This is a genomic window from Xanthomonas sp. 3058, assembly GCF_014199765.1.
In the GTDB taxonomy this organism is placed as follows: Bacteria; Pseudomonadota; Gammaproteobacteria; order Xanthomonadales; family Xanthomonadaceae; genus Xanthomonas; species Xanthomonas campestris_B.
In genome coordinates, this window is sequence record NZ_JACHOF010000011.1 from 28,950 (window position 1) to 50,610 (window position 21,661).

At 66.5% G+C, this 21,661-nt stretch carries 21 protein-coding genes; 11 read left to right on the forward strand and 10 right to left on the reverse strand.

Annotated elements, in window-relative coordinates:
* Nucleotides 1-114 precede the first annotated feature (114 nt).
* From GGR61_RS14115 to GGR61_RS14125, 3 genes are read right to left on the reverse strand one after another with little or no spacing between them, the layout of a single operon-like run.
* Nucleotides 115-1,416, reverse strand: coding sequence for an ectonucleotide pyrophosphatase/phosphodiesterase (locus GGR61_RS14115; RefSeq protein ID WP_184622116.1), 1,302 nt, complete (start codon nucleotides 1,414-1,416; stop codon nucleotides 115-117).
* A 36-nt stretch (nucleotides 1,417-1,452) separates the two neighbouring features.
* Nucleotides 1,453-1,998 carry a methylated-DNA--[protein]-cysteine S-methyltransferase gene (locus GGR61_RS14120; protein ID WP_184622118.1) on the reverse strand — a complete coding sequence of 182 codons (546 nt, stop codon included), beginning with the start codon at nucleotides 1,996-1,998 and terminating at the stop codon, nucleotides 1,453-1,455.
* Nucleotides 1,995-3,458, reverse strand: coding sequence for an AlkA N-terminal domain-containing protein (locus tag GGR61_RS14125; protein WP_184622120.1), 1,464 nt, complete (start codon nucleotides 3,456-3,458; stop codon nucleotides 1,995-1,997). The genes GGR61_RS14120 and GGR61_RS14125 overlap by 4 nt, the downstream gene beginning before the upstream one ends.
* A 144-nt stretch (nucleotides 3,459-3,602) precedes the next feature.
* Between GGR61_RS14125 and GGR61_RS14130 the strand changes: the two genes are divergently transcribed.
* The 4 genes from GGR61_RS14130 to GGR61_RS14145 all read left to right on the forward strand — a co-directional run bounded on the left by GGR61_RS14130 (nucleotide 3,603) and on the right by GGR61_RS14145 (nucleotide 6,135).
* Nucleotides 3,603-4,769, forward strand: coding sequence for a hypothetical protein (locus tag GGR61_RS14130; RefSeq protein ID WP_184622121.1), 1,167 nt, complete (start codon nucleotides 3,603-3,605; stop codon nucleotides 4,767-4,769).
* A gap of 65 nt (nucleotides 4,770-4,834) precedes the next feature.
* Nucleotides 4,835-5,083 carry a hypothetical protein gene (locus GGR61_RS14135; RefSeq protein ID WP_184406682.1) on the forward strand — a complete coding sequence of 83 codons (249 nt, stop codon included), beginning with the start codon at nucleotides 4,835-4,837 and terminating at the stop codon, nucleotides 5,081-5,083.
* Nucleotides 5,084-5,195: 112 nt separating this feature from the next.
* On the forward strand, nucleotides 5,196-5,708 hold the full coding sequence (locus GGR61_RS14140; protein ID WP_184406683.1) for a DUF4019 domain-containing protein: 513 nt from the start codon (nucleotides 5,196-5,198) through the stop codon (nucleotides 5,706-5,708).
* Nucleotides 5,709-5,733: 25 nt separating this feature from the next.
* The gene (locus tag GGR61_RS14145; RefSeq protein ID WP_184406684.1) at nucleotides 5,734-6,135 is read left to right on the forward strand and encodes an MAPEG family protein; all 402 of its coding nucleotides are present in this window, start codon (nucleotides 5,734-5,736) and stop codon (nucleotides 6,133-6,135) included.
* Between the two features lie 190 nt (nucleotides 6,136-6,325).
* Here GGR61_RS14145 and GGR61_RS21210 read toward each other — a convergent pair whose 3' ends face one another.
* From GGR61_RS21210 to GGR61_RS14165, 5 genes are all read right to left on the reverse strand, one after another.
* Nucleotides 6,326-6,460, reverse strand: coding sequence for a hypothetical protein (locus GGR61_RS21210; protein ID WP_260287895.1), 135 nt, complete (start codon nucleotides 6,458-6,460; stop codon nucleotides 6,326-6,328).
* A gap of 115 nt (nucleotides 6,461-6,575) precedes the next feature.
* Nucleotides 6,576-6,896 carry a hypothetical protein gene (locus tag GGR61_RS14150; protein ID WP_184622123.1) on the reverse strand — a complete coding sequence of 107 codons (321 nt, stop codon included), beginning with the start codon at nucleotides 6,894-6,896 and terminating at the stop codon, nucleotides 6,576-6,578.
* Nucleotides 6,893-7,135 (reverse strand): RNA-binding S4 domain-containing protein, encoded by a 243-nt coding sequence (locus GGR61_RS14155; protein WP_042598248.1) that lies wholly within the window; start codon nucleotides 7,133-7,135, stop codon nucleotides 6,893-6,895. Before GGR61_RS14155 ends, GGR61_RS14150 begins: the two co-directional genes overlap by 4 nt.
* A 161-nt stretch (nucleotides 7,136-7,296) precedes the next feature.
* A complete protein-coding gene (locus tag GGR61_RS14160) occupies nucleotides 7,297-7,944 on the reverse strand; it encodes a hypothetical protein (RefSeq protein WP_184622125.1) in 648 nt (215 codons plus the stop codon).
* A 25-nt stretch (nucleotides 7,945-7,969) separates the two neighbouring features.
* A complete protein-coding gene (locus GGR61_RS14165; RefSeq protein ID WP_184622127.1) occupies nucleotides 7,970-8,470 on the reverse strand; it encodes a sigma-70 family RNA polymerase sigma factor in 501 nt (166 codons plus the stop codon).
* A gap of 172 nt (nucleotides 8,471-8,642) precedes the next feature.
* Here GGR61_RS14165 and GGR61_RS14170 point away from each other — a divergent pair, with 172 nt between their 5' ends.
* The 4 genes from GGR61_RS14170 to GGR61_RS14185 all read left to right on the forward strand — a co-directional run bounded on the left by GGR61_RS14170 (nucleotide 8,643) and on the right by GGR61_RS14185 (nucleotide 15,329).
* A complete protein-coding gene (locus tag GGR61_RS14170) occupies nucleotides 8,643-10,568 on the forward strand; it encodes a DEAD/DEAH box helicase (RefSeq protein ID WP_184406688.1) in 1,926 nt (641 codons plus the stop codon).
* A gap of 258 nt (nucleotides 10,569-10,826) precedes the next feature.
* Entirely contained in the window at nucleotides 10,827-13,235 is a 2,409-nt protein-coding gene (locus GGR61_RS14175; protein ID WP_184622221.1) for an EAL domain-containing protein, read from the forward strand.
* 173 nt (nucleotides 13,236-13,408) lie between these two features.
* Complete coding sequence (locus tag GGR61_RS14180) at nucleotides 13,409-14,131, forward strand: pseudouridine synthase (RefSeq protein ID WP_184406689.1); 723 nt, start codon at nucleotides 13,409-13,411, stop codon at nucleotides 14,129-14,131.
* Between the two features lie 127 nt (nucleotides 14,132-14,258).
* Nucleotides 14,259-15,329 (forward strand): sensor domain-containing diguanylate cyclase, encoded by a 1,071-nt coding sequence (locus GGR61_RS14185; RefSeq protein WP_184406690.1) that lies wholly within the window; start codon nucleotides 14,259-14,261, stop codon nucleotides 15,327-15,329.
* A 90-nt stretch (nucleotides 15,330-15,419) separates the two neighbouring features.
* Here the strand turns inward: GGR61_RS14185 and GGR61_RS14190 are convergent, their stop codons facing one another.
* Together GGR61_RS14190 and GGR61_RS14195 are read right to left on the reverse strand one after the other, a co-directional pair.
* Entirely contained in the window at nucleotides 15,420-16,367 is a 948-nt protein-coding gene (locus GGR61_RS14190) for a DMT family transporter (protein WP_184622129.1), read from the reverse strand.
* A gap of 174 nt (nucleotides 16,368-16,541) precedes the next feature.
* Nucleotides 16,542-17,375: a DUF72 domain-containing protein gene (locus GGR61_RS14195; protein ID WP_184622131.1), complete on the reverse strand. Its 834-nt coding sequence runs from the start codon at nucleotides 17,373-17,375 to the stop codon at nucleotides 16,542-16,544.
* A gap of 587 nt (nucleotides 17,376-17,962) precedes the next feature.
* On the opposite strand from GGR61_RS14195, the gene rraA reads away from it, so the two are divergent.
* The 3 genes from rraA (at nucleotide 17,963) to GGR61_RS14210 (ending at nucleotide 21,637) form a co-directional block, all read left to right on the forward strand.
* Entirely contained in the window at nucleotides 17,963-18,463 is a 501-nt protein-coding gene (gene rraA, locus GGR61_RS14200; RefSeq protein ID WP_184622133.1) for a ribonuclease E activity regulator RraA, read from the forward strand.
* A gap of 22 nt (nucleotides 18,464-18,485) precedes the next feature.
* Entirely contained in the window at nucleotides 18,486-20,081 is a 1,596-nt protein-coding gene (locus tag GGR61_RS14205; RefSeq protein WP_184622135.1) for a serine hydrolase, read from the forward strand.
* Nucleotides 20,082-20,371: 290 nt separating this feature from the next.
* A complete protein-coding gene (locus tag GGR61_RS14210; RefSeq protein WP_184622137.1) occupies nucleotides 20,372-21,637 on the forward strand; it encodes a cation:proton antiporter in 1,266 nt (421 codons plus the stop codon).
* Nucleotides 21,638-21,661: the final 24 nt, after the last annotated feature.

The following is a 21,661-nucleotide window of genomic DNA, read 5'->3' on the forward strand; positions in this document are numbered from 1 at the left end:
GGCGCTTGCGCCGCGTTTTTTTATGTCCGCGAGTCGGTCGCTATGTGGTTGCCCGACGATCGATCCGGGCCATGAGACACGCGGCAGAGCGGATTGCGTGGATCCGCGCCGGGTTCAGTGCGTATCGGCCGGCGGCGCGCGCAAGGCCGGCAGCAAGGTGGCCGGGTTGCCGTCGTTGGGCGCGGCGGCAATGCCCAGCAGCCGTGTCATCAACGCGTACACGTCTACATTGTCGAAGCCGGGCAAGGTCGTGTGCTGCGCCAGATCCGGACCTTGCGCCAGGAACACCGCGCGCATCGAGGGCAGGGCCGGGTCGAAGCCGTGCGAACCGCGCATGCCCGCGTGTGCGCGCTTGGCCAGTTTGTCGGGGAACAGCGCATCCCAGCCTTCGTGCATCTGGCACACGATCGGCGCAATACGCGGGTGCGTGCCGTAATGCCAGCGCGCCGGCAACGCGGTCTTGCGCCAGCAGTCGTAGTGCGCATGCGCACCGAGCAGGGTGGCGTCGGCGCGGGCCTGCTGGCCCGGCTTGGGCTCGAACCCGATCACCTGTCCGTCGGTGGTGGCGGTGGCAAGGCCCGGCGGTGCGATGTCTTCCACGCTGATCGCATGCCCTGGTGGCACTTCGGCCATGCCGTGGTCGGACACCACGATGATGTTGGTGCGCTCGCGCGTGCCGTCGCGCTGCATGCCGGCCAGCAGGCGGCCGATGGCGCCATCGACGGCGCGTACGCTGTCGGCGTACTCGCGTGATTCCGGGCCGTGGTCGTGCCCGGCCTCGTCCACGTGTTCGAAATACAGCGTGACCAGGCGGTTGGCCTCGGCACCGGAGCGCTTGAGCCAGGACCGGACGGTGTCCACGCGCGCGTCCATGGCGACGCCTTCTTCGTAATGGCGCCAATGCGTCGGGCGCACGCCCTGGATGGCCGCCTCGCTGCCCGGCCACGACCAGGTGGCCGCGTGCATTCCGGCATTTTCCACGCCCACCCAGACCGGCTGGCCGCCCCACCATCGCGCATCGGTCACCGCATCCCGCTTGCTCAGCCAGAAACCGCCCAGCTCCGCATCGCGCATGCTGTTGTGCACGATGCCGTGGTGATCCGGGCGCAAGCCGGTGACCAGGGTGTAGTGATTGGGGAAGGTCAGCGACGGATACGACGGCGTCATCCAGCGCGCACGCACGCCATCGCGCGCCAGCTGCGACAGGTGGGGCGTGATGCCGCGATCGAGCATGTCGGCGCGCAGGCCGTCGATGGAAATCAGCAGCAATGCATGCGGCGCGCTACTGGGCGCAGCGGCAGTCGATACCGATGTTGCCGGCAACTGCGGTTGCGCGCTGCGTGACGGGGACCGGGAACTACAGGCTGCGAGCAGGGCAATGGCTGCTGCGGTGAACACAACGCGTCGATCGATCATGGCGCCAGTTTACGGCGTGGCAGTGACGTCGCGAAGTCAGGGCGTATGCGTTGCCGCAACGGTGGCGAACAGGTCGTCGGCGCGCGCGCACTGGCGTGGCGACCAGCCTTCCAGTTGCAGCAACGCCTGCTTGGTCGGCAGGCCGCCACCGAAGCCGGTCAACGCGCCATTGGCGCCGATCACGCGATGGCACGGCAGCACGATCGGCAGCGGATTGCGGCCATTTGCGGCACCCACCGCGCGGCTGGCGGCGGGCCGGCCAACGGCATGCGCAAGCTGCGCATAGCTCCAGGTCTGCCCGAACGGAATCTGCGCCAGCGTGTGCCAGACCTGCAGCTGAAACGGGGTGCCGGTCGGTGCCAGCGGCAGATCGAAACGACGTCGCCCGCCGTGCAGATAGTCGAGCAATTGCGTGCGCGCTTCGTGCACCAGCGGCGCGTCGGGATCATGCGTCCAGTGTGCGCGACCGGGCGCATCGTAGCGGTTCTGCGCGAACAGGATGTGCTGCACGCCGTTGTGGTCGGCGGCCACGGTGAGTGCGCCGATCGGCGACGGGAATGTGTCGTACTGCAATGTGCTCATGCGCGGGTGTCCTTGCGATCGTTGGCCAGATGCCACAGGTGCAGCACGGCATAGGCGCGCCATGGCCGCCATGCCTGCGAACGTGCTTCGGTGGCGCGCTCGCTCAGGCGCTGCGGCGTGCCGAGCACTTGCTGCAGAATCAGGTCGCCGGCCGGAAATGCATCCGGGTGCGATAGCGCGCGCATCGCCACGTACTGCGCGGTCCACGGACCGATGCCGGGTAACGCAGTGCAGGCGGCGATGAAATCGGGCAGGCGCTGGCCGGCACCGAAATGCAGCCGTCCTTGCGCACAGGCCAGTGCCAGCGCGCGTAGTGTGGCGGCGCGTGCACGCGGAAGCCCGAGCTGTTCCAGCGGGGCGTCGGCCAGTTGTGCAGGCGTTGGAAAGCTGCGATCCAATCCGGGCGGCATGTCGGCATGCTGGCCACCGTGGCGATCGACCAGACGTGCGGCCAGCGTCGCCGCACCGGCCACGCTGATCTGCTGGCCCAGCACCGCGCGCACGGCCACTTCAAATCCGTCCCAGCCACCGGGTACGCGCAGGCCGGGGAGGCGTTGGACTGCTTCAGCCAGCAGTGGCTCCTGTGCGAGCGTGGCATGCACGGCCTGCAGATCCGCATCCAGATCGAACAACCGGCGCACCCGCCGCACGATCTGCGGAATCTGGCGCGGGTCGGTCGCTCCGATGCGCAGCAACAACTCTGCGCGCTGCGGCGCGGCGCTGACGTGGATCAGCGTCGCCTTGCCCGGCGTGCCGATCACCCGGCGGTAGCTGCCAGCGTCGACCTGCTCGATGCCGGGAATCGCACGCCGCTGCAGGAAGGCCAGCATCGCAGGCAGATCCAGCGGCGGACGATAGCCCAGGCGCAAGGTCAACTCGCCGCCGGGCACCTCGACGCGCTGCTTGCGCAATGCCGACGGCGGCATCCCGCAGCCATCCAGAAATGCCGTATTGAAACGCCGCAAACTGTTGAAGCCAGCCGCCAGTGCGACCTCGGTGACCGGCAAGGCAGTCTCGGTGAGCAGCTGCTTGGCCAATAGCAGCCGACGGGTGCCGTGCACCTGGATCGGCGTGGCGCCGAGCTGTCGCACGAATTGGCGCTGCAGTTGCCGCGCGCTCAACCCCACCGCATCGGCCAGCGTCTGCACCGGCTGCTCCTGCAGCAGGCCATCGCTGATCATCGCCAATGCGCGCTGCACGCTTTCTTCGCCCAGATGCTGCTGCGCCTGCGGCGACAACTCCGGCCGGCAGCGCAGGCACGGCCGATAACCGGCCGCACTGGCCGCCGCTGCAGTGGCGTAGTAGCTGACATTGTCCGGTTTGGGTGGCGGCGCCGGGCACACCGGACGGCAATAGATGCCGGTGCTGCGCACGGCGGTGAAGAACAATCCGTCGAAGCGCGCATCGCGCGCCAACCGGGCGCGGTCGCATTGGAGTCGGTCGGGCGTGGCGGGCTGCATGGCACCAGTCTATGCGCTCGTCCCGCAAGCGGCTGGCCGTTTTCGGACAGCACTGCGACAGGCCTGCGTGTTCATGGCAGGGTCAAACCATCGACCCATTCAGCCATAGACTGCACGCGATCTTTGTCGCGGCCATGCCACCTCATGCCGAAATTGCTCTGCCTCTCCCTGTCGTGTGTGTTGCTGCTGGTCGCATGCGAGCGCACCGGCACCTCGGCCGACGCCACCGCAGCGCAGCAAACCGGTGCCGGGCAGGCGGGAGATGGCGACCACATGGTGTCGGTGGATACGCCCGAGCCGGTGACGCCGCCGCCGCGGCAGCCACGTGCGCAGGCCGGCGAGGCCGGCTGGCCGCAGGCCGAGCTGGAGTCCGGCAAGGCCTGGATCAGCTGCGCGACCGATTACAGCGCCGAGGTGGGCGATGGCACGTTGCTGCCGGCGCTGGATCGGGCCAGCGTGGAAGCCGCACTCGCGCCGTGCCGCGACACCGGCCTGCTGCGGGTGCGTTACGCCGGCAAGATCAATGCCGGCTTCGCCGCGCTGGTGTGGCGGCTGGCGGAAGTGGCCGAGCAACTGCGTCTGCCGCATCGCATCCTCGACCTGGATTCCAGTGGCGGGCAGGTGGAAGCGGCGATCCGCGCCGGCGATGTGATCGGCGAATCCAACTGGACCATCTGGGTGCGCGAAGGCTCGATCTGCCACAGCGCCTGCGTGTTCGTACTGGCGGCCGGCGACAACCGCCTGGTGGCCGGCAAGGTCGGCATCCACCGCATGATGCGGATCAGTTCCAAGGCCACCTCGCGCGCGGAACTCAACCGGGAACTGCGCGAGGTCTACGGCAACGTCAAGGATTATCTGGAGCGCAACGGCGTGGCGGTGGCCGTGGCCGATCTGATGATGACCGTGCCCAATCGCAGCTTGCGTCTGCTCACGGTGGAGGAACTGCGCGAGTACGGCCTGGATGGCACCAATGCGGTGCAGGACGATCTGGAACGCATCCGCCAGATGCGCAAGTGCGGCGATGCCTTCGTGCGCCGCAAGGACGCGTTTCTGGTCGCGTTCGATCAGAAATGCAAGGGCGAGGGTGCCGATCTGGAAACGGTCAATGCCTGTGGTCTGGCCTTGAAGCAGCGCTTCGGGTTTCCGGATGCGGCCTGCCCGGAAGAAAGCCCGCTGGCCGAAACCGACGCTGCCGCGCTGCCGGCCGCCGCCGCACCGACGTCCGAGGCGGCGGCCGGGACGCCAGCACCAGCGCCGGCAGCCGAGTCGGCTGCTGAACCGGTCCCGGACCCGGCGCAGGGCGAGGGATGAACTTCACGCGCACCGCACCGCCTGCTGCCTATGTTCGCCGCATGTAAACGGAGCCGGGGGGCGACATGCTTGGGAAGACGAAAGGCATTGCGTTGGCGTATCTACCATCTGCCGTGTTGGTGGTGGTGGGGTTCGGCGTGGCCGAGGTGTTGCAGATAATCGCCGCAGCCCAGCACGTGCAATGGCCGGCGACGTTGGCGGTGTGGCTGAGCCTGCTGGCCTTGATCGCCGCGACCGCGCGCGCGTTGTGGGTGAGTTGGCGGTTGTGGCGACCGCGCAGCGTCGCGGCGGTGCCACCCGGCGGCGAGGTCTGAGGCTTTCTGCCGTGTTGGCTTGTTTTGCACGCGCCTGGTTCTAGACTGCCGTGCCTGCCACACGTTGTGTGGTGGTTCCCATCCGTCTGCTACGCATAAGGTCATCCGCCCCATGCTCCGTCCCTGTCTGTTTGCCGCACTTTTGTTGGCTCCCTCGCTGGTTCTTGCGCAACAGCCGCAGACCGCCGCACGTCCGGCGGCTGCCGCGGCGACGCAGGCTCCGCCCGCCAACCCTGCGCAGCAGGCACAGCTGATCAAGCAGAACACCGAGATGACCCAGGCTGCGCTGCGGGTGGCGCAGATGGTCGATGCCAACCAGGTGGCATCGCTATGGGATGGCGCCTCCAAGGTTGCCAAGACGGCGGTCAAGCGCGACGTGTTCGTCAGCCAGATCGGCGCCGAGCGCGCACGCCTCGGTGCGGTGGTCGGGCGCGGACAGGGCTCGGTGACGCGGGTCAAGTACGGCCCCGGCGCGCAGGTGCCCGAAGGCCTGTACATCAACGTCAGCTTCCCGACCCGCTTTGCCAAGGCGCAGCAGCCGGTGCGTGAGCTGGTGTCGTTCCGCCTGGATGAGGACAAGACCTGGCGGCTCGCCGGCTACAGCCTGCGTGCGTCGGTCAAGTGACGCGTCGGCCGACCAGGAGAATGGCGTGGAATTGACAATCGAACTGCAGATGTTGGGCTGGGCCATGGTGCTCGGTCTGGTGCAACTGCTGGCCGCCTCGGCCAGCATGACCGCCCAGCGCGGCACCAAGTGGAATGCCGGTGCACGCGATGGGCAGGCCAAGCCGTTGACCGGCGTGGCGGCGCGGCTGGATCGTGCGTTCCGCAACTATCTGGAAACCTTTCCGATCTTCGCTGCCGCCGTGCTGGCGGTGAGTGTTGCCGGGCGTACCAATGCCGATACCGCGCTCGGTGTGCAGCTGTACCTATGGGCGCGGCTGGCCTATGTGCCGGTCTATGCGGCAGGCATTCCCTACCTGCGTAGCGCGATCTGGGTGGTGTCGTTCTGGGGCATCATCAAGCTGGTGCGCGCACTGTTGGGCTGGTGACGCATGACGGTCTGCGCATGCCATGCGTGCGCAGTGCGTCATCCTGATCAAGGGCGCATGGCAGGTTGGTTCTACTGCGCGCATCGTTGTCGGTGCATGGCAATCGTGCCGGTGCGGTGCTGACGTTTTGCCACCGCCACAGGTGGAGGCGCTGCTGGCGATGTGCCAGACGGACTTCAATGCGGCAGTGTCAGAAGCAGTTGAACAGCAGCCTGGCCCGATGCAACAGGACGGCAGCCGGCATGCCTATCCGCTGGTGGCGGCCTGTGCGCAGCATTTCGTGGCTTGCAGCACTGTTCAACGCGCGGTCGAGCAATGCGGTCATTCGCTCGTTCGGGGCGCATGCGGCCATTGGGCGGGCTCGATCAGATCGGCTTTCATCGGGCCGGTTGTCATCGGGCGCGCTACAGTCAGGCACGCAGCACGCAGGCACGCAGCACTCAGGCCGGCGCGTTCACCCGCGCAAGAATCGCATCGGTCGCGGTGCGCGCATCGCCACTGCGCAAGGCTTCTTCCAGTAACGGAATCACCCAGGCGCAGCCGGCTTTGGTCACGTCTGCGCGCCAGCCGCCTTGCCAGCCTTCCAGCTCGTGCAAGGCCAGCATGCTGCAACCGCCGCGCTCGGCGTGGCCGCCACGAATCGATTGCTCGAACCAGAACGGCGTCGCCGACTCGGCATCGATCGAAAAAATATAGACATCGTGGTCCGGATCTTCGGCCGAGGGCGCGTTGTTGCGCCAGCTGATCTGCACCACGCTCATTCTGCAGGCTCCGCATCAGGGTCCAGCGCCAGCACGCGGATTTCCACATCGTCCAGTTGCACCAGCTGGCCGGGGCGGATCTTGGCGGTCTTGCGCAGTTCCTGCACGCCATCCACGCTGACCGCGCCACTGGCGACGATCGCCTTGCCCTGGCCGCCGCTGTCGGCAATGCCGGCCAGCTTGAGCAACTGGTTGAGTTCGATGTACTCGCCGTCCAGGTCGAATTCCAGAAATTGCATGGTGCGCTCGGTGACAGGAAGACGGTGATTATCCGCCTGTCGCAGCCGACAACACCACTGCCCCAAAGGCATCACCTGCGGTTGGAATGGTGACAGCAGCGCTACGCAGGCGTGTTAGCCGCATCCACTGTGCGGTGTGGCGCAATGCGGCGACGGCGAGTTTATTCGAGGCCAAAGCGTGCAATGTCGTCCAGCATGCTTTCGGCACGCATGACGCCGCGTCCGGCGTGTGCGTTGTCGATGCGCTCCAGCCACGGATGGCGCGTGCGCTGCAGCCGTCGATAGCCGAGCCAGGTGCCGATGCCGCCCACGATGCCTACCAGTAGATTGATCGCCAGCCAGTCGTAGGGCAGGGTCAGACCGGTGAGCGTGCGCCATAGCATGTCTGCCACCGCAACCCACAGCACCCAGAACGCCACACCCAGCCACGGGACCACGCGTGTGCGCCAACGTCGGAGTTGGGCAAGCGCTTGCTGTGTGCGCAGCAGCGGCCCGGCGAAGTCCAGTTGCGACACCCAGTGCAGCTGACGTATCGCAGAGATTGCCAGCGCACTACACCACAGCTGCAGCAGCACCCCGCCGATGACGGCCGCAGCCTGGTCGGTGTGCGCAAGCCAGCTGCGTGCGATCGCGATGCTCAGCGCGATGGCGCACAGCAGGTGCGCGGATTGGCCGATCCACAGCGGACGCAGGCTGACGCGCGTTGTATACCCGCGCACCTCGCCAATGAGCTCAGTGGTCAACGCGGCGTGGTGGTCCAGGCGCTGTTGCATCGACTGCCAGGCGCGGTGCATATCGTCAAGTTCCATGGCGTGTTCCTTTGGCGGAGTGGGGTCAGAGTTCGGCGCGGATGCGCGCTTTCAGACGGCTGAGTTTCGTTGCGACGTTGGTCTCGCTGATGCCGAGCACCTCGCCGATCTCGCGGTAGCTGTGGGCGTCCAGGTACAGCAGCATCAATGCACGTTCCAAGTGCGGGAGTTGCGCGATGAAGGCATGGAGCGCGGCGACTTGCTGTTCGTGCGCCGGGTCGCGCGCCAGCGGGTCGGCGATGCTCTCGGCCACCGCCTCCAGCGGAAGCGGGTCGTGCGGCGTGCGGCTGCGGCCGCGCAGATCGCTGATCGCCACGTTCAAGGCGATGCGGTACATCCACGTGGAGAACCGCCGGCCGGCGTCGTAGCCGGGAAACGCGCGCCATAACTGCACGGTGATGTCTTGCGCCAGCTCGGCGCGGTCGTCCGGGTTCCAGCAGTAGCTGGCCGCGACCTTCAGCACGATGCCGCGGTGCTGCTGCAGCAAGGCGTTGAAGCGGGTGTGCAGGTCTGTTTCCAGGGACATGGCTCCGGCCGGGTGGGTGGGTGACACGGGTCGAAGAGATGATTCGCCGCAGCGGGCGAATCCTCACAAGCTGAACGGACTGTCACGAAAATTTCGACAGCAGGGGGGCTGAGAGCGCACACTATGCTGCTTTGCGCCTGCCGGCTCCGTGCGGCGCCTCCGGAGTTACCCAATGACCCAAGAATCTCCCGCGCCGCTGCTGTTTGCAGACCTCGGCCTCTCAGACGCTGTGATGAAGGCGGTTGCCGCCGTCGGTTACGAGTCGCCTTCGCCGATCCAGGCCGCCACCATTCCCGCGCTGCTGGCCGGCCGCGACGTGCTCGGCCAGGCCCAGACCGGCACCGGCAAGACCGCTGCGTTCGCGCTGCCGGTGCTGTCCAATGCCGACCTCAATCAGCTCAAGCCGCAGGCGCTGGTGCTGGCCCCGACCCGCGAGCTGGCCATCCAGGTCGCCGAGGCGTTCCAGAAATATGCCGAAGCCATTCCCGGCTTCCGCGTGCTGCCGGTCTACGGCGGCCAGCCCTACGCCCAGCAGCTGAGTGCCCTCAAGCGCGGCGTGCATGTGGTGGTCGGGACTCCCGGCCGCGTGATCGATCACCTGGATCGCGGCACGCTCGACCTGTCCCAGCTCAAGACGCTGGTGCTGGACGAAGCCGACGAAATGCTGCGCATGGGCTTTATCGACGACGTCGAAGCGGTGCTGAAGAAGTTGCCGGAGAAGCGCCAGGTGGCGCTGTTCTCCGCGACCATGCCGCCGGCGATCCGCCGCATCGCGCAGACCTATCTGAAGGATCCGGCCGAAGTCACCATCGCGGCCAAGACCACTACCTCGGCCAATATCCGCCAGCGCTACTGGTGGGTGAGCGGCCTGCACAAGCTGGACGCGTTGACCCGCATTCTCGAGGTCGAGCCGTTCGACGGCATGATCATCTTCGCGCGCACCAAGGCCGCCACCGAAGAGCTGGCGCAGAAGCTGCAGGCGCGCGGTCTGGCCGCTGCCGCCATCAACGGCGACATGCAGCAGGCCGCCCGCGAGAAGACCATCGCCCAGCTCAAGGACGGCAAGCTCGACATCCTGGTCGCCACCGATGTGGCCGCGCGCGGCCTGGACGTGGAACGCGTCAGCCATGTGCTGAACTACGACATTCCGTACGACACCGAAAGCTACGTGCACCGCATCGGCCGCACCGGCCGTGCCGGCCGCAGCGGCGACGCGATCCTGTTCGTTACCCCGCGCGAGAAGGGCATGCTGCGTTCGATCGAGCGCGCCACCCGGCAGCCGATCGAAGAGATGCAGCTGCCGAGCGTGGATGCGGTCAACGACACCCGCGTGGCGCGTTTCATGACCCGCATCACCGAGACCCTGGCCGGTGGCCAGATCGAGATGTACCGCGATCTGCTGCAGCGCTACGAAAGCGAGAACAACGTGCCGGCGATCGATATCGCCGCAGCAATGGCCAAGCTGTTGCAGGGCGATTCGCCGTTCCTGCTGACCCCGCCGGTGCGTGGCGCGCGCGAGGAATTCGCTCCGCGCGAGCGCAGCGATCGCGGCGAGCGTTCCGAGCGCCCGCGCTTCGAGCCGAAGTTCGAGCGTGGCCCGCGTGCCGATGGCGAGCGTGCTGCCCGCCCGCCGCGTGCCGAGCGTCCGGCGTTTGCCGATGACGGCGCTGGCACCGAGCGTCCGCGTCGCGACCCGGTTGGCCCGCGTGGCGAGCCGGAGTTCGGCATGGAGAGCTACCGCATCGAAGTAGGCCACACCCACGGCGTGAAGCCGGCCAATATCGTCGGCGCGATCGCCAACGAAGCCGGTCTGGAAAGCCGATACATCGGCCGTATCGATATCCAGGACGACTATTCCATTCTGGACCTGCCGGCCGACATGCCGCGCGAGTTGCTGACGCACCTGAAGAAAGTCTGGGTGTCCGGCCAGCAGCTCAACATGCGCAAGCTGGAAGCAGGCGAGGCGGCCGCATCGCCGTCCAAGCCGCGCTTTCCGCGTAGCGGCAAGCCGTCCGGTCGCCCGAACGGTCCGAATCGACCGATGGACCGTCCCGGCGCACCGCATCGCAAGGGTCCGCCCAAGCCGCGCGGCGAGTAAGCACGTCTGACAGATCGGCTGCGCGGCGTGAGGCGCGCAGCCGGCGCGCAAAGGATATGCGTAAATACGCATAGCAATAACCGACCCTCCCGTCAGTCTTGAGTCGTTCCATGCGGCCGCCCGTCAGCCATGCTAACGGGCAGCGCGCGCGTGCGCGGCGCGCGCACTCAGGCATACAGACTCTCCCGTCGCGGCCGCTACTGGCTTCAGGCACCCACTGGGCGCCTGAATCGCATAGGGGCGGTCGGGGGCATGACAATGGCGCAGGCAGCACGCAGCATCAGCGGTGGGCAGACCATGCAGACGGTGCGTGGCTGGCTCACACTTCCCCTGGCATTGCTGATCGGCATGGCTGTCAGCATGACGGTGATCTTGGCACTGGTGATCGAAATCCAGTCCGGGTCCACCGCCTGGATCGTCGGCCAGAGCCGCTGGTCCAATGCCCAGCAGGGCGCGGTGTACTGGCTTGAGCGGTACCTTGGCAGCGGCGAGACGGCCGATCTGCAGGCGGCCTGCCGGGCGCTGGACGTGCCGCTGGGCGATCGCTCGGCCCGCGTGGCCATCGAACGGCCCGCGATCGATTGGGCGACGGTCTACGCAGGCCTGGCCGCCGGCGGCAATGCCCGGGAGGACATGCCGCACATGGTGCGCTTGTATCGCTATGGGCAAGAGCTTCCGTTCCTTGGCGAAGCGATCGTGCTGTGGAAGGACAGCGACGCCGATATCCTGCACCTGAGCGGCCTGGCCGACCGCGCCGCATCCGTGCACGCGACCGGCCACCCGGATCCGCGCGCGCTGCAGGCCCTGCGCGACGAACTGCGTCTGCTGGACGGACGCATGCGCCGCGATGCCGACCAGTTTCTGCTGTTGCTCACCCGCTGTGCGCGCTTGCTGCACGATGTGATGGTGGTCTTCAGCCTGGTCACCTTGCTGCTGGTGCTGGCCACCTGCGTGCTGGCGATGCGCCGCATCCGCGATTATCTGCTCTCGCACGAAGGCCGCTTCCGCACCGCGTTTCAACAGGCGGCGCTGGGCATGGTCAAGTTCGACCTGCACGGCCGCGTGCTCGATGCCAATGCCTCGATGGCCAACATCCTGCGTTACCGCCCCGGAGAGCTGCAGGACTGCACGCTGGCCGAGGTGATGTACCCGGACGACATCGCGCTGGATAGCCGGGGGGTGATCGATTGGCCGAAGTTGCTGCAATCGGCCGAGTTGCGTTTTCTGCGTGCCGACGGCGAGGTGATGTGGGGACGCTGGAGCGCCTCGCTGGTGGAGCCCGGCGCAGAAGAGCCGACGCTGGTACTGGCGGTGATCGAAGATGTGTCACAGGCGCACGAACTGGCCGACGAAGTGGCCTTCCACGCACGCCACGATGCCCTGACCGGGCTGATCAACCGCCACGAAATCGAACGCCGGCTGCGGTGTCTGCTCGAGCCGCCGCAATCGCCGCAGCTGTGCCATGCGCTGTGCTTCGTCGATCTGGATCATTTCAAGCTGGTCAACGACACCTTCGGGCACGCGGTGGGCGACAAGTTCCTCTGCCATTTCGCCGATGTGATCACCATGCAGCTGCGTCCGGGCGACTGGCTGGGACGGCTGGGCGGCGACGAGTTTGCGATTCTGCTGGCCAATACCGACCTGGCGCAGGCGCAGGCGCTGCTGGAGGGCATGCATGGCGTGCTCGGGCAGCCGTGGAGCCATCAGGGCGGGCGGCCGCTGACGCCCAGCTGCAGCTTTGGCGTGGTGGAAATCCGCCAGGGCGCCAGCGATGTCAACGTGCTGATGACCGCCGCCGATCTGGCCTGCCACGCAGCCAAAGAAGAGGGGCGCAACCGCATTCGCTGCTTCGGCGAGCACGATCTGGCGCTGGCCCATCGGCGCCACGACGGTGGCTGGATCAGCGCGGTGCAAGAGGCCATCGCCGAAGACCGCTTGCTGCTGTATGCGCAGAAGATCCAGGTGTTGAGCGACCCCGGGCGGCTGCAATACGAGGTACTGGTGCGCCTGCGCGCACGCGATGGATGCGTGCTGAGCCCTGGCGAATTTCTGCCGGCAGTGGAGCGCTATGGCCTGGGGCGCATGGTCGATGTGCATGTGCTGGAACGCCTGTGTGCGCAGCTGGCCGGCAACCCGCTGCACGTGGCGGCGCTGGATCTGTGCCACGTCAATCTGTCCGCACAATCGATCGCGCAGCCAGATTTTCTCGACGTGGTCTGCGGCTTGTTCGACCGCTATCCGCTGCTGGTGCCCAAGTTATGCCTGGAAATCACCGAGACCGCCGTCATCGGCGACCTGGAACATGCGCGGCGTTTCGTGCAGAGCGTGCGCGCGCGCGGCTGCCATGTGGCGCTGGACGATTTCGGCAGCGGCCTTGCCTCGTTCGGCTATCTCAAGCAATTCACCGTGGACGTGTTGAAGATCGATTGCGGCTTCCTGCGCAACTACGCGCGTGACGCGGTGGACCGCGCGGCGGTGCATTCGATCGCACAGGTGGGCCTGGCGCTGGGGATCGAGGTGGTGGCCGAAGGTGTGGAGTCCGAGGCCGATATCCCCAGCCTGCGCGAGGCCGGGGTCGGCCAGGTGCAGGGCTTCAGCCTGCATCGGCCGTGTCCATTGGACGATCTGCTGCAGCCCTCGTTGGCGTTGCTGGCGGTATCGCGATAGCGCGGTGATCGACACCGCCGCCGATGCTGCCAGCGGCCAGCGGCCAGCGGCGGTGCTCGGGCGAAGTGTCAGCGCCACGATTGCGGTGCGCGCTCCGAGCGCAGCCGGCTGCGGCGGCCATGGTGTGCCCGGCCCGGTAAGCGCGATCCCGCGCGATCGCCGATAATCGGCGCATGACAACCCGACTCAACAAATACATCGCCGAAACCGGCTTCTGCTCACGCCGCGAGGCCGATCGTCTGATCGGCGAACGCCGCGTCACCGTCAATGGCGTGCCTGCCGGTACCGGTGCGGTGGTGGGCGAGGAAGACACCGTGCTGGTGGACGGCCAGCCGCTGCGCACGCGCGCTGCCAGCAAGCCCGGCGGGCGCAAGCATGTCTATATCGCGCTCAACAAGCCGGTGGGCATCACCTGCACCACCGAGAGTTCGGTCAAGGGCAATATCGTCGAATTCGTCGGCCACGAGCAGCGCATCTTTCCGGTCGGCCGGCTCGACAAGGAGTCCGAGGGGCTGATCCTGATGACCAGCAACGGCAACATCGTCAATGAGATCCTGCGTGCGGAAAACCGCCACCAGAAGGAATATCTGGTCGCGGTCAACAAGCCGGTCACCGACGAATTCCTGCGCGGCATGGCGCGCGGCGTGCGCATCCACAACGAGACCACGCTGCCGTGCCGCACCGCGCGCATTGCAAAATTCGGCTTCCGCATCGTGCTGGAGCAGGGCCTGAATCGGCAGATCCGCCTGATGGCGGCCGAGTTCGGCTATCGCGTGACGCAGTTGCGCCGGGTGCGGATCGACAACATCAAATTGGCTGCGCTCAAGCCGGGGCAATGGCGCAATCTCAGCGATGCGGAACTGCGCGGCCTGCTGCCGCAGCGCACCGACTGGTAGCAACCGCGCCCACACGTGGCTGAACGTAGGCGACATGGCGCGTGGTGCCGTCCGGGCTATCCCGATAGTCCGGGCCGGACGGCTCGCGCATACTTCTGCCGCAAACAGCCAGCAGGGGGCGGGCAGGGTGATCAAACCGGAATTGCCGGGCAACGAGGCCGAGCGGCTGGCGGCGTTGCGTCAATACGAGGTGCTGGATTCGCCGGCCGAGCGCGCATTCGACGATCTGACCATGATCGCATCCACCCTGTGCGAGACGCAGATGGCGGCGGTGGTGCTGGTGGACGAAGAACGCCAGTGGTTCAAGTCTGCGCATGGCGCGCCACGCGGCGAGGCGCCGCGCGACATCTCGTTCTGCGCGCATGCGATCCTGCGCCCGGATGAAGTGTTGATGGTCGACGACACCTTGCTCGACCCGCGCTTTCACGACAACCCGATGGTCACCGGCAGCGCCGGCGTGCGCTTCTATGCCGGTGCGCCCCTGATCACCAGCGCGGGCATGGCGCTGGGTTCGCTCTGCGTATTCGACCAGACCCCGGCGCATCTGCGCGACGAACAGCGCACCGCCTTGCAGGCGTTGTCGCGGCAGGCCGCGCATCTGCTGGAGTTGCGCCTGGCCGGCAAGCGACTGCGTCAGCAACTGCAGGAACGCGATTGGTACGAGCAGCAGATGGCCGGCTACTACGCGGCCATGGATGCATTGAATGCCGACCTGGTCGAGCAGACCCGGACCGATCCATTGACCGGCCTGCCCAACCGCAGGGCGTTTTCGGTTGCGCTGGCGGCAGCCACCGAGCAGACCCGTGCCGCCGGTCAGCCGTTGTCGGTGGCGTTGCTGGACGTCGATCATTTCAAGACCGTCAACGACCTGCATGGGCACGACCAGGGCGATGTGGTGTTGCGCGAGCTGTCGGCGCTGCTGCGTGCGCAGGTGGCCGGCACCGGCACGATCGCGCGTTATGGCGGTGAGGAGTTCATGCTGCTGCTCCCCAATGTGGACTTGCTGCAGGCGCGGGTGCACTGCGAGTCCCTGCGCCGGAGCGTGGCGGTGATGGTGAGTGCATTGCCGGTCACGGTGAGTATCGGCGTGGCCACGCTGCATCCGCAGGAAAGCGTGGATGCGGTGATCAAACGTGCCGACCAGGCGCTGTACGCGGCCAAGCGAGGTGGGCGCGATCAGGTGGTGGCGCTGCAGTAGGGCCGCATGCGAGCGGAACGCGTAGCGATCCCGCTTGCCGCCGGCCATCCTGCCGGGCGCATCAGCGGCTGTTGTGAGGTGCCGTGCGGCTTACTCGACGATGTTTTTCGCCTCGGCGGTGCCAAGCAGTTCCGGGTGCACGATCTTGCGTCGTCGTTCCAGCACCGGGTGCAGGAACACCGCGCCGAGAATGATCGTCACCCCGAGATAGAACTGCAGCGTCAGCTCACGTTGTTCGCCTAGCAGGGCGATCGCCATCACGATGGCGTAGACCGGTTCCAGATTGGTCACCAGCTGCACCGAGTACGCGCTGAGGTGGCGCAGCGCCACCAGCGCCAATGCGAACGGGAGCAAGGTGCAGGCCAGCGACAGTGCGAGTAGCAGGATGCCGTCGTGCAGGCTGGGAATGGTCAGCAGGTCGCCGTGCAGCGATGGCAGCAGCAACGGCATGGCCGGTGCCAGCAGGGTCAGGGTCAGCGTGCCGGCGCCCAGTTCCAGTGCGGTGACGGTGAGCGGGTCGGCGTGGGTCACCATGCGTTTGTTGAGTGAGCCGAACAGCCCGACGAACACGGCAGAAATCGCACCGACCACCACACCGGCGCGCATGCCGTCGGGTACTCCCCCCACCACCAGCGCCACGCCCGGCAAGACCGCAAGCCCGAACAGCAGTTCGCGCGGGCGGAACGGGCGTTGCGTCACCCACGGTTCGATCACCGCAGTGAACACCGGCGCCAATGCGAGGCAGGTGGCTGCCACCGAGGCATTGGCCAGCTTGATCGCGCCGTAGAAGGTGAGCCAGTGCAGCGCCACCAGTGCGCCGATGCCGCAATAACCCAGCACCACCCGCGCGGACAAGCTGCGCAGCCCGCGCCACACGCGTGGCACCAAGGCCAGCGCCACCACCACGATCAACATGCGCCACCACACCAGCGGCAATGCCTGCAGCGTAATCAGCTTGCCCAGGATCGCCGTGATTCCCCACAGCAGGACACAGAAATGGATTTGCAGTTGCGCCTTGCGCAGGTCGGTCATGGGCATAGGCCATTGTCGCCAAAAAGCCTGGATGCGCGCCACTGCCCTACCGTTGGCAACCAGCATCGTGCACGCGTGTTCTGCAGCGGCCATCGGCTGTCGTCCGACACGTCGGCGCGGTTGGCGCAGTGCTGGCGACACTGCGCAGCCATGCCTGGGGTCAACGCCCAGGCAACAGCACTACCGCGCGTCCAAGGTCTGCAGCAGGGCCATCGCGGCGGCCGGGTTGCGCTCTTTCGCGGCACTGATGAAAAACACGAACACCTCGCGCGGCATGCGGGTGGTCTGCGTTGTGGCATCGATGTGCGGCAGATCGGCGGCATCCTCGCCGCGCCGCCAGGCATGGACGCGTTCGGCCCAGCGTGCCAACGCCGGCGCCGTGTAGCCGGCATGCAGGCGCGCCTGGCTGCGCATCAGGCGCGCATACACGAAATCGGTGGAGAGGTCGGCAAACGAGGGGTGCACCTCCGAGTCGGTGAACACGGTGGCTACCCGGTGATGACGCACCAGGCCGAGCAGCGATGCATCGACCGCCTCGTGGTCGCGGATTTCCAGCACATGGCGCAGCGCATGCGTGCCCGCGCGTCTGGGGAGCAGCGACAAAAAGTCGTGCAGATCGTCTGCCTGCAACCGATGCCCTTGCTCGAACTGCCACACCAGCGGTCCGAGCGTGTCGCCGAGCTCGACGATGCCGGCAATGAAATCCTCCACCTGCGTCCGGGTGCCGGCCAATTTGCGCGACTGGGTGATGCGACGCGGCGCCTTGGCGGAAAACACGAATCCGGGTGGCACCTCATCGCGCCACTTCGCATACGTGGTCGGTTTCTGCGCGCCGTAATACGTGCCGTTGATTTCGATCGCGGTGACATGGCGGCTTGCGTATGCGAGCTCGCGGCGCTGCACCAGGCCTTGCGGATAGAACATTCCGGCGCGCCATGGCGCATACACCCAGCCGCCGATGCCGACATGGATGCCGTCGAGCACTGGCGATGCGGAAGCGAACAGATCAGTCATTGCCGTGGCACTCGATAAGGTGGAAGCATGCCGATCGGCCGCGCTTGCGATCGGCATCGAATGGGGTGAAGACGGTCATCAGGGTGCGCACGCCTGTTTGATGGGAGTGTGACAGCGGGGCAACGGCAGCGGGGACCGCGCATCGTTGGATTGCGTCGCCGAGATCGGCGGTCAGCGCTGACGGTGCCACGCCTCGCGGTGACGCATCACCCAGTACAAGCGCGCCACGCATGGAGGTGGTTGCCATCGCCACCGCAGCAGCGTCGTTGCCCCGGAATTGCATTGAACCAGCATCGGCACACACCATTTCTATGCCAACACCATGCATCCCAATGCCACATACGCGCCGCGGGCTGGCCGAGCGGCAAGCGCCGCGACGCCCACGCGATGCCGAGCGCATCGTATCTGCGGCATTCCTGCGCCGACCGGCCCAGGCCGCCCGTCGGGACGATGCGCCGTGCCGTGCCGTGCAGGCCAGTGGCGGTCTCGTGCGGGTTCCCGAGTGCTTGGAACCCCGCACCACCGCCAGGCGAACCATGCGCGCCGCAGCCGGCTACCATGGGCGCCAGCCACCCGAGACCACATCGATGACCTGGACCACGCCCGATCTGTGTGACCGCTTTCCCGAGGCGACCATCGCCGAGCCGCTGTTCCGCCCGTTCGGCGGGCGCGCCGCGTTCTCCGGGCCGATCTGCACGGTGCGCTGCTTCGAAGACAACTCGCGCGTGCGCGAGCTGGCCTCCACACCAGGCGCCGGGCGCGTGCTGGTGGTGGACGGACAGGGCTCGTTGAAGCATGCGCTGCTGGGCGATCAGATCGCCATGCAGGCGGTGGCCAATGGCTGGGCCGGCGTGCTGATTCACGGCTGCGTGCGCGACGTGGAGATTCTGGCCACGTTGCCGCTTGGCATCCTGGCGCTGGCTGCCTGCCCACGCCGGACCGAGCGGCGCGATCTGGGCGAGGTGGATGTGCCGGTGAATTTTGCCGGCGTGGCGTTCGTGCCCGGTCATTGGCTGTACGCCGACGCCAACGGCGTGCTGGTGTCCCCGCTGTCGCTGTCGCTGGACAGCGCCGGCGGATCGAATTGATCAAGCACATGAGGATCTGGCAGTGACCTTGAACCGATGGCTGAGTGGAGGCGCGCTGATGCTGGCGACCCTGGTGACGACAACGCAGGCGGCGGAGCTGCCCGCCGGCATGCAGCAGTTCGATGCGCAGATGGAACGCGTGCGCAAACAGTTCGATGTGCCCGGCCTTGCGGTGGCCATCGTCAAGGATGGCCAGGTGGTGCTGGAACGCGGCTATGGCGTGCGCGAGAGCGGCAAGCCTGCACCGGTGCAGGCCGATACGCTGTTCGCCATCGCCTCCAACACCAAGGCGTTCACTGCTGCGTCGCTGTCGATCCTGGCCGATGAAGGCAAGCTCTCGCTCGACGACAAGGTCATCGATCACTTGCCGTGGTTCCGCATGTCCGACCCGTATGTCAGTGGCGAAATGCGCGTGCGCGATCTGCTGGCGCACCGCAGCGGCTTGAGTCTGGGCGCAGGCGATCTGCTGTTCTGGCCGACCACCAGCTACAGCACCGACGAAGTGGTGCAGCGTCTTGCCAAGGTCCCGTTGAAGGGCGGTTTCCGCGATCGCTACGCCTACGACAATATCCTGTACGCGGTGGCGCAGAAGGTGATCGAGCAGGTCTCCGGGCAGACGTATGCGGCGTTTCTGCAGCAACGCATCTTCGCCCCGGTCGGCATGCGCGGCACGCGTTTCAATGCGGACCATCTGCAGCCCGGCGACAACGCGGCGGTGGGCCATGCCAAGTACGACTTCACCGAGCTGCGCACGGTCGCGCCGCTGACCTGGTCCAACAACTCCGGTGCCGGCGGCATCTATTCCAGCGCGCACGACATGGCGCTGTGGATGAACGTGCAATTGGCCGGCGGCATCTTGCCCGATGGCACACCGCTGTTCAGTACCAAACGGCAGCAGGAAATGTGGTCGATGATCACGCCGATCGCGATTGCCGACCCAGCGGTGCCGGAGCTGCAGGCAGCACGCCCCAACTTCGCCGGCTACGGCGAAGGCTGGAGCCTGAGCGATTATCGCGGCCATCGGCTGGTGTGGCACACCGGCGGCTGGCCCGGCATGGTGTCGCGGCTGACGCTGGTGCCCGACCAGAAGCTGGGCGTGGTGGTGCTGACCAACCAGGAAGTCGGTGCGGCCTTCAATGCGGTGACCTTGCAGGTGCTGGATGCGTTCTTGCAGGTGCCTGCCACCGACTGGACCGCGGCCTATGCGAAGGCGGTGGACAAGGCCGACGGCGATGCCGATGCCAGCTGGAAGAAACACCTGGACGCACGCATGGCGCGCTCCACACCGTCGTTGCCGTTGCGCAGCTATGCGGCTACCTATCGCGACCCGTGGTACGGCGATGTGGTGATCCGTCAGGACGGCAAGCGCCTGCGGCTGCAGTTCGCCAAGACCGCGCAATTGGTCGGCACGCTGGAGCATTGGCAGCACGACAGCTTCATCGTGCGTTGGGACGACCGCTCCTTGAATGCCGATGCGTTCGTCAATTTCACGCTGACCCCGGATGGCGCGGTGCGTGAGATGCGCATGCAGGCGGTCTCGCCACTGACCGATTTCAGCTTCGACTTTCAGGATCTGGTGCTGACGCCGGTGGTGGCGGAGCAGGCGGCGAAGAAGTGATGCGTCCCTGATCGGTCGCCACCGTGCCGCGCGTGCTGCGGATGGTGGCGTCGGGTGAGCGGCCGGGACGTGCGGCCGGCGCGATCGAGGCGGATGACGTCGTTCGCGTTCGGTGGCGCGGCGCATGCCCGAGCGGGCAGGTCACGCATGTGGTTCCTGTCGGGGCCGTCTGATCCGGCATGCGTCGCCTCTGCCACATGCGCCGTGTCCCTGCGGCGCTTACCTGTAGCTATCGCGCACCGGCACGGCTGGTTATGATCCGCGCACTTTTCGAGGATGTTGTCGCACGCATGACCACTCCACACATGTCGGTCTACTTTTTTCTGCAAGCGGCGGTGATCCTGCTGATCTGCCGTGTGGTGGGCCTGTTGGCCAAGCGCGTCGGGCAGCCGCAGGTGGTGGGCGAGATGATCGCCGGCGTGGCGCTGGGCCCGTCGTTGTTCGGCCTCTTGCTGCCGGATGTACAGGCGGCGCTGTTTCCCAAGCAGACCATGGACGTGCTGTATGTGTTCGCGCAATTCGGCGTTGGCCTGTACATGTTCCTGGTCGGTACCGACTTCCGTGGCGATCATTTCCGCGCGCGCTATCGCAGTGCAATGAGCGTTTCGCTGGCAGGGATCGCGGTGCCGTTCGCGTTGGCGTTTGCCATGTGTCCGTGGCTGATCAACGTCGATGGCCTGTTCTCGGAGAAGGCCAAGTTGATGGAAGCCTCGCTGTTCCTGGGCGCGGCGATTGCCATCACCGCGTTCCCGATGCTGGCGCGCATCATCCACGAGCGCGGCCTGACCAATAGTCCGTTGGGCACCTTGGCATTGACCGCCGGTGCGTTCGACGATGCAGCAGCGTGGTGCATCCTGGCCGTGGTGCTGGCCAGTTTCGGTGGCAGTTGGGGCAGTGCGTATCTGGCCATCGGCGGCGGCGTTGCCTATGCGTTGTTCATGCTGTTCGTCGGCCGTCATCTGCTGCGCCGTCTGGCCGATCATGTGGTGCCGGATCAACCGCTCGGCAACGGTGTACTGGCGGTGATCCTGATGCTGTTCTGCCTCAGCGCCTGGATGATGGATGCGATCGGCATCCATGCGGTGTTCGGCGGCTTCCTGCTTGGCACATGCCTGCCCAAGGGCGCATTGACCGACAAACTGCGCGCGATGATGCAGCCGTTCGTGGTGGTGTTCTTGCTGCCGATGTTCTTCACCTATTCGGGTTTGAAGACCCAGCTGAGCGTGTTGCTGCAGCCGCAGATCATGCTGGCTGGCGTGGCCATCCTGGCCGCGTCGTTCATCGGCAAGGGCGTGGCCTGCTGGGCCGCCGCACGTGCGACCGGTGAGAACAACCGCGACGCGATGGCGATCGGTTCGCTGATGAATGCGCGTGGCCTGATGGAACTGATCATCATCAACATCGGCTTGCAGGCCGGGGTGATCGAGCAGGGCCTGTTCTCGGTACTGGTGCTGATGGCGATCCTGTCGACGCTGATGGCCACGCCGCTGTTCAACTGGATCATGCGTCGCCACGCCAACGTGACCGATGCGGTGCCGAGCCTGCAGCGGCACTGACGGCGCGCACCGGCGTCGATCGCC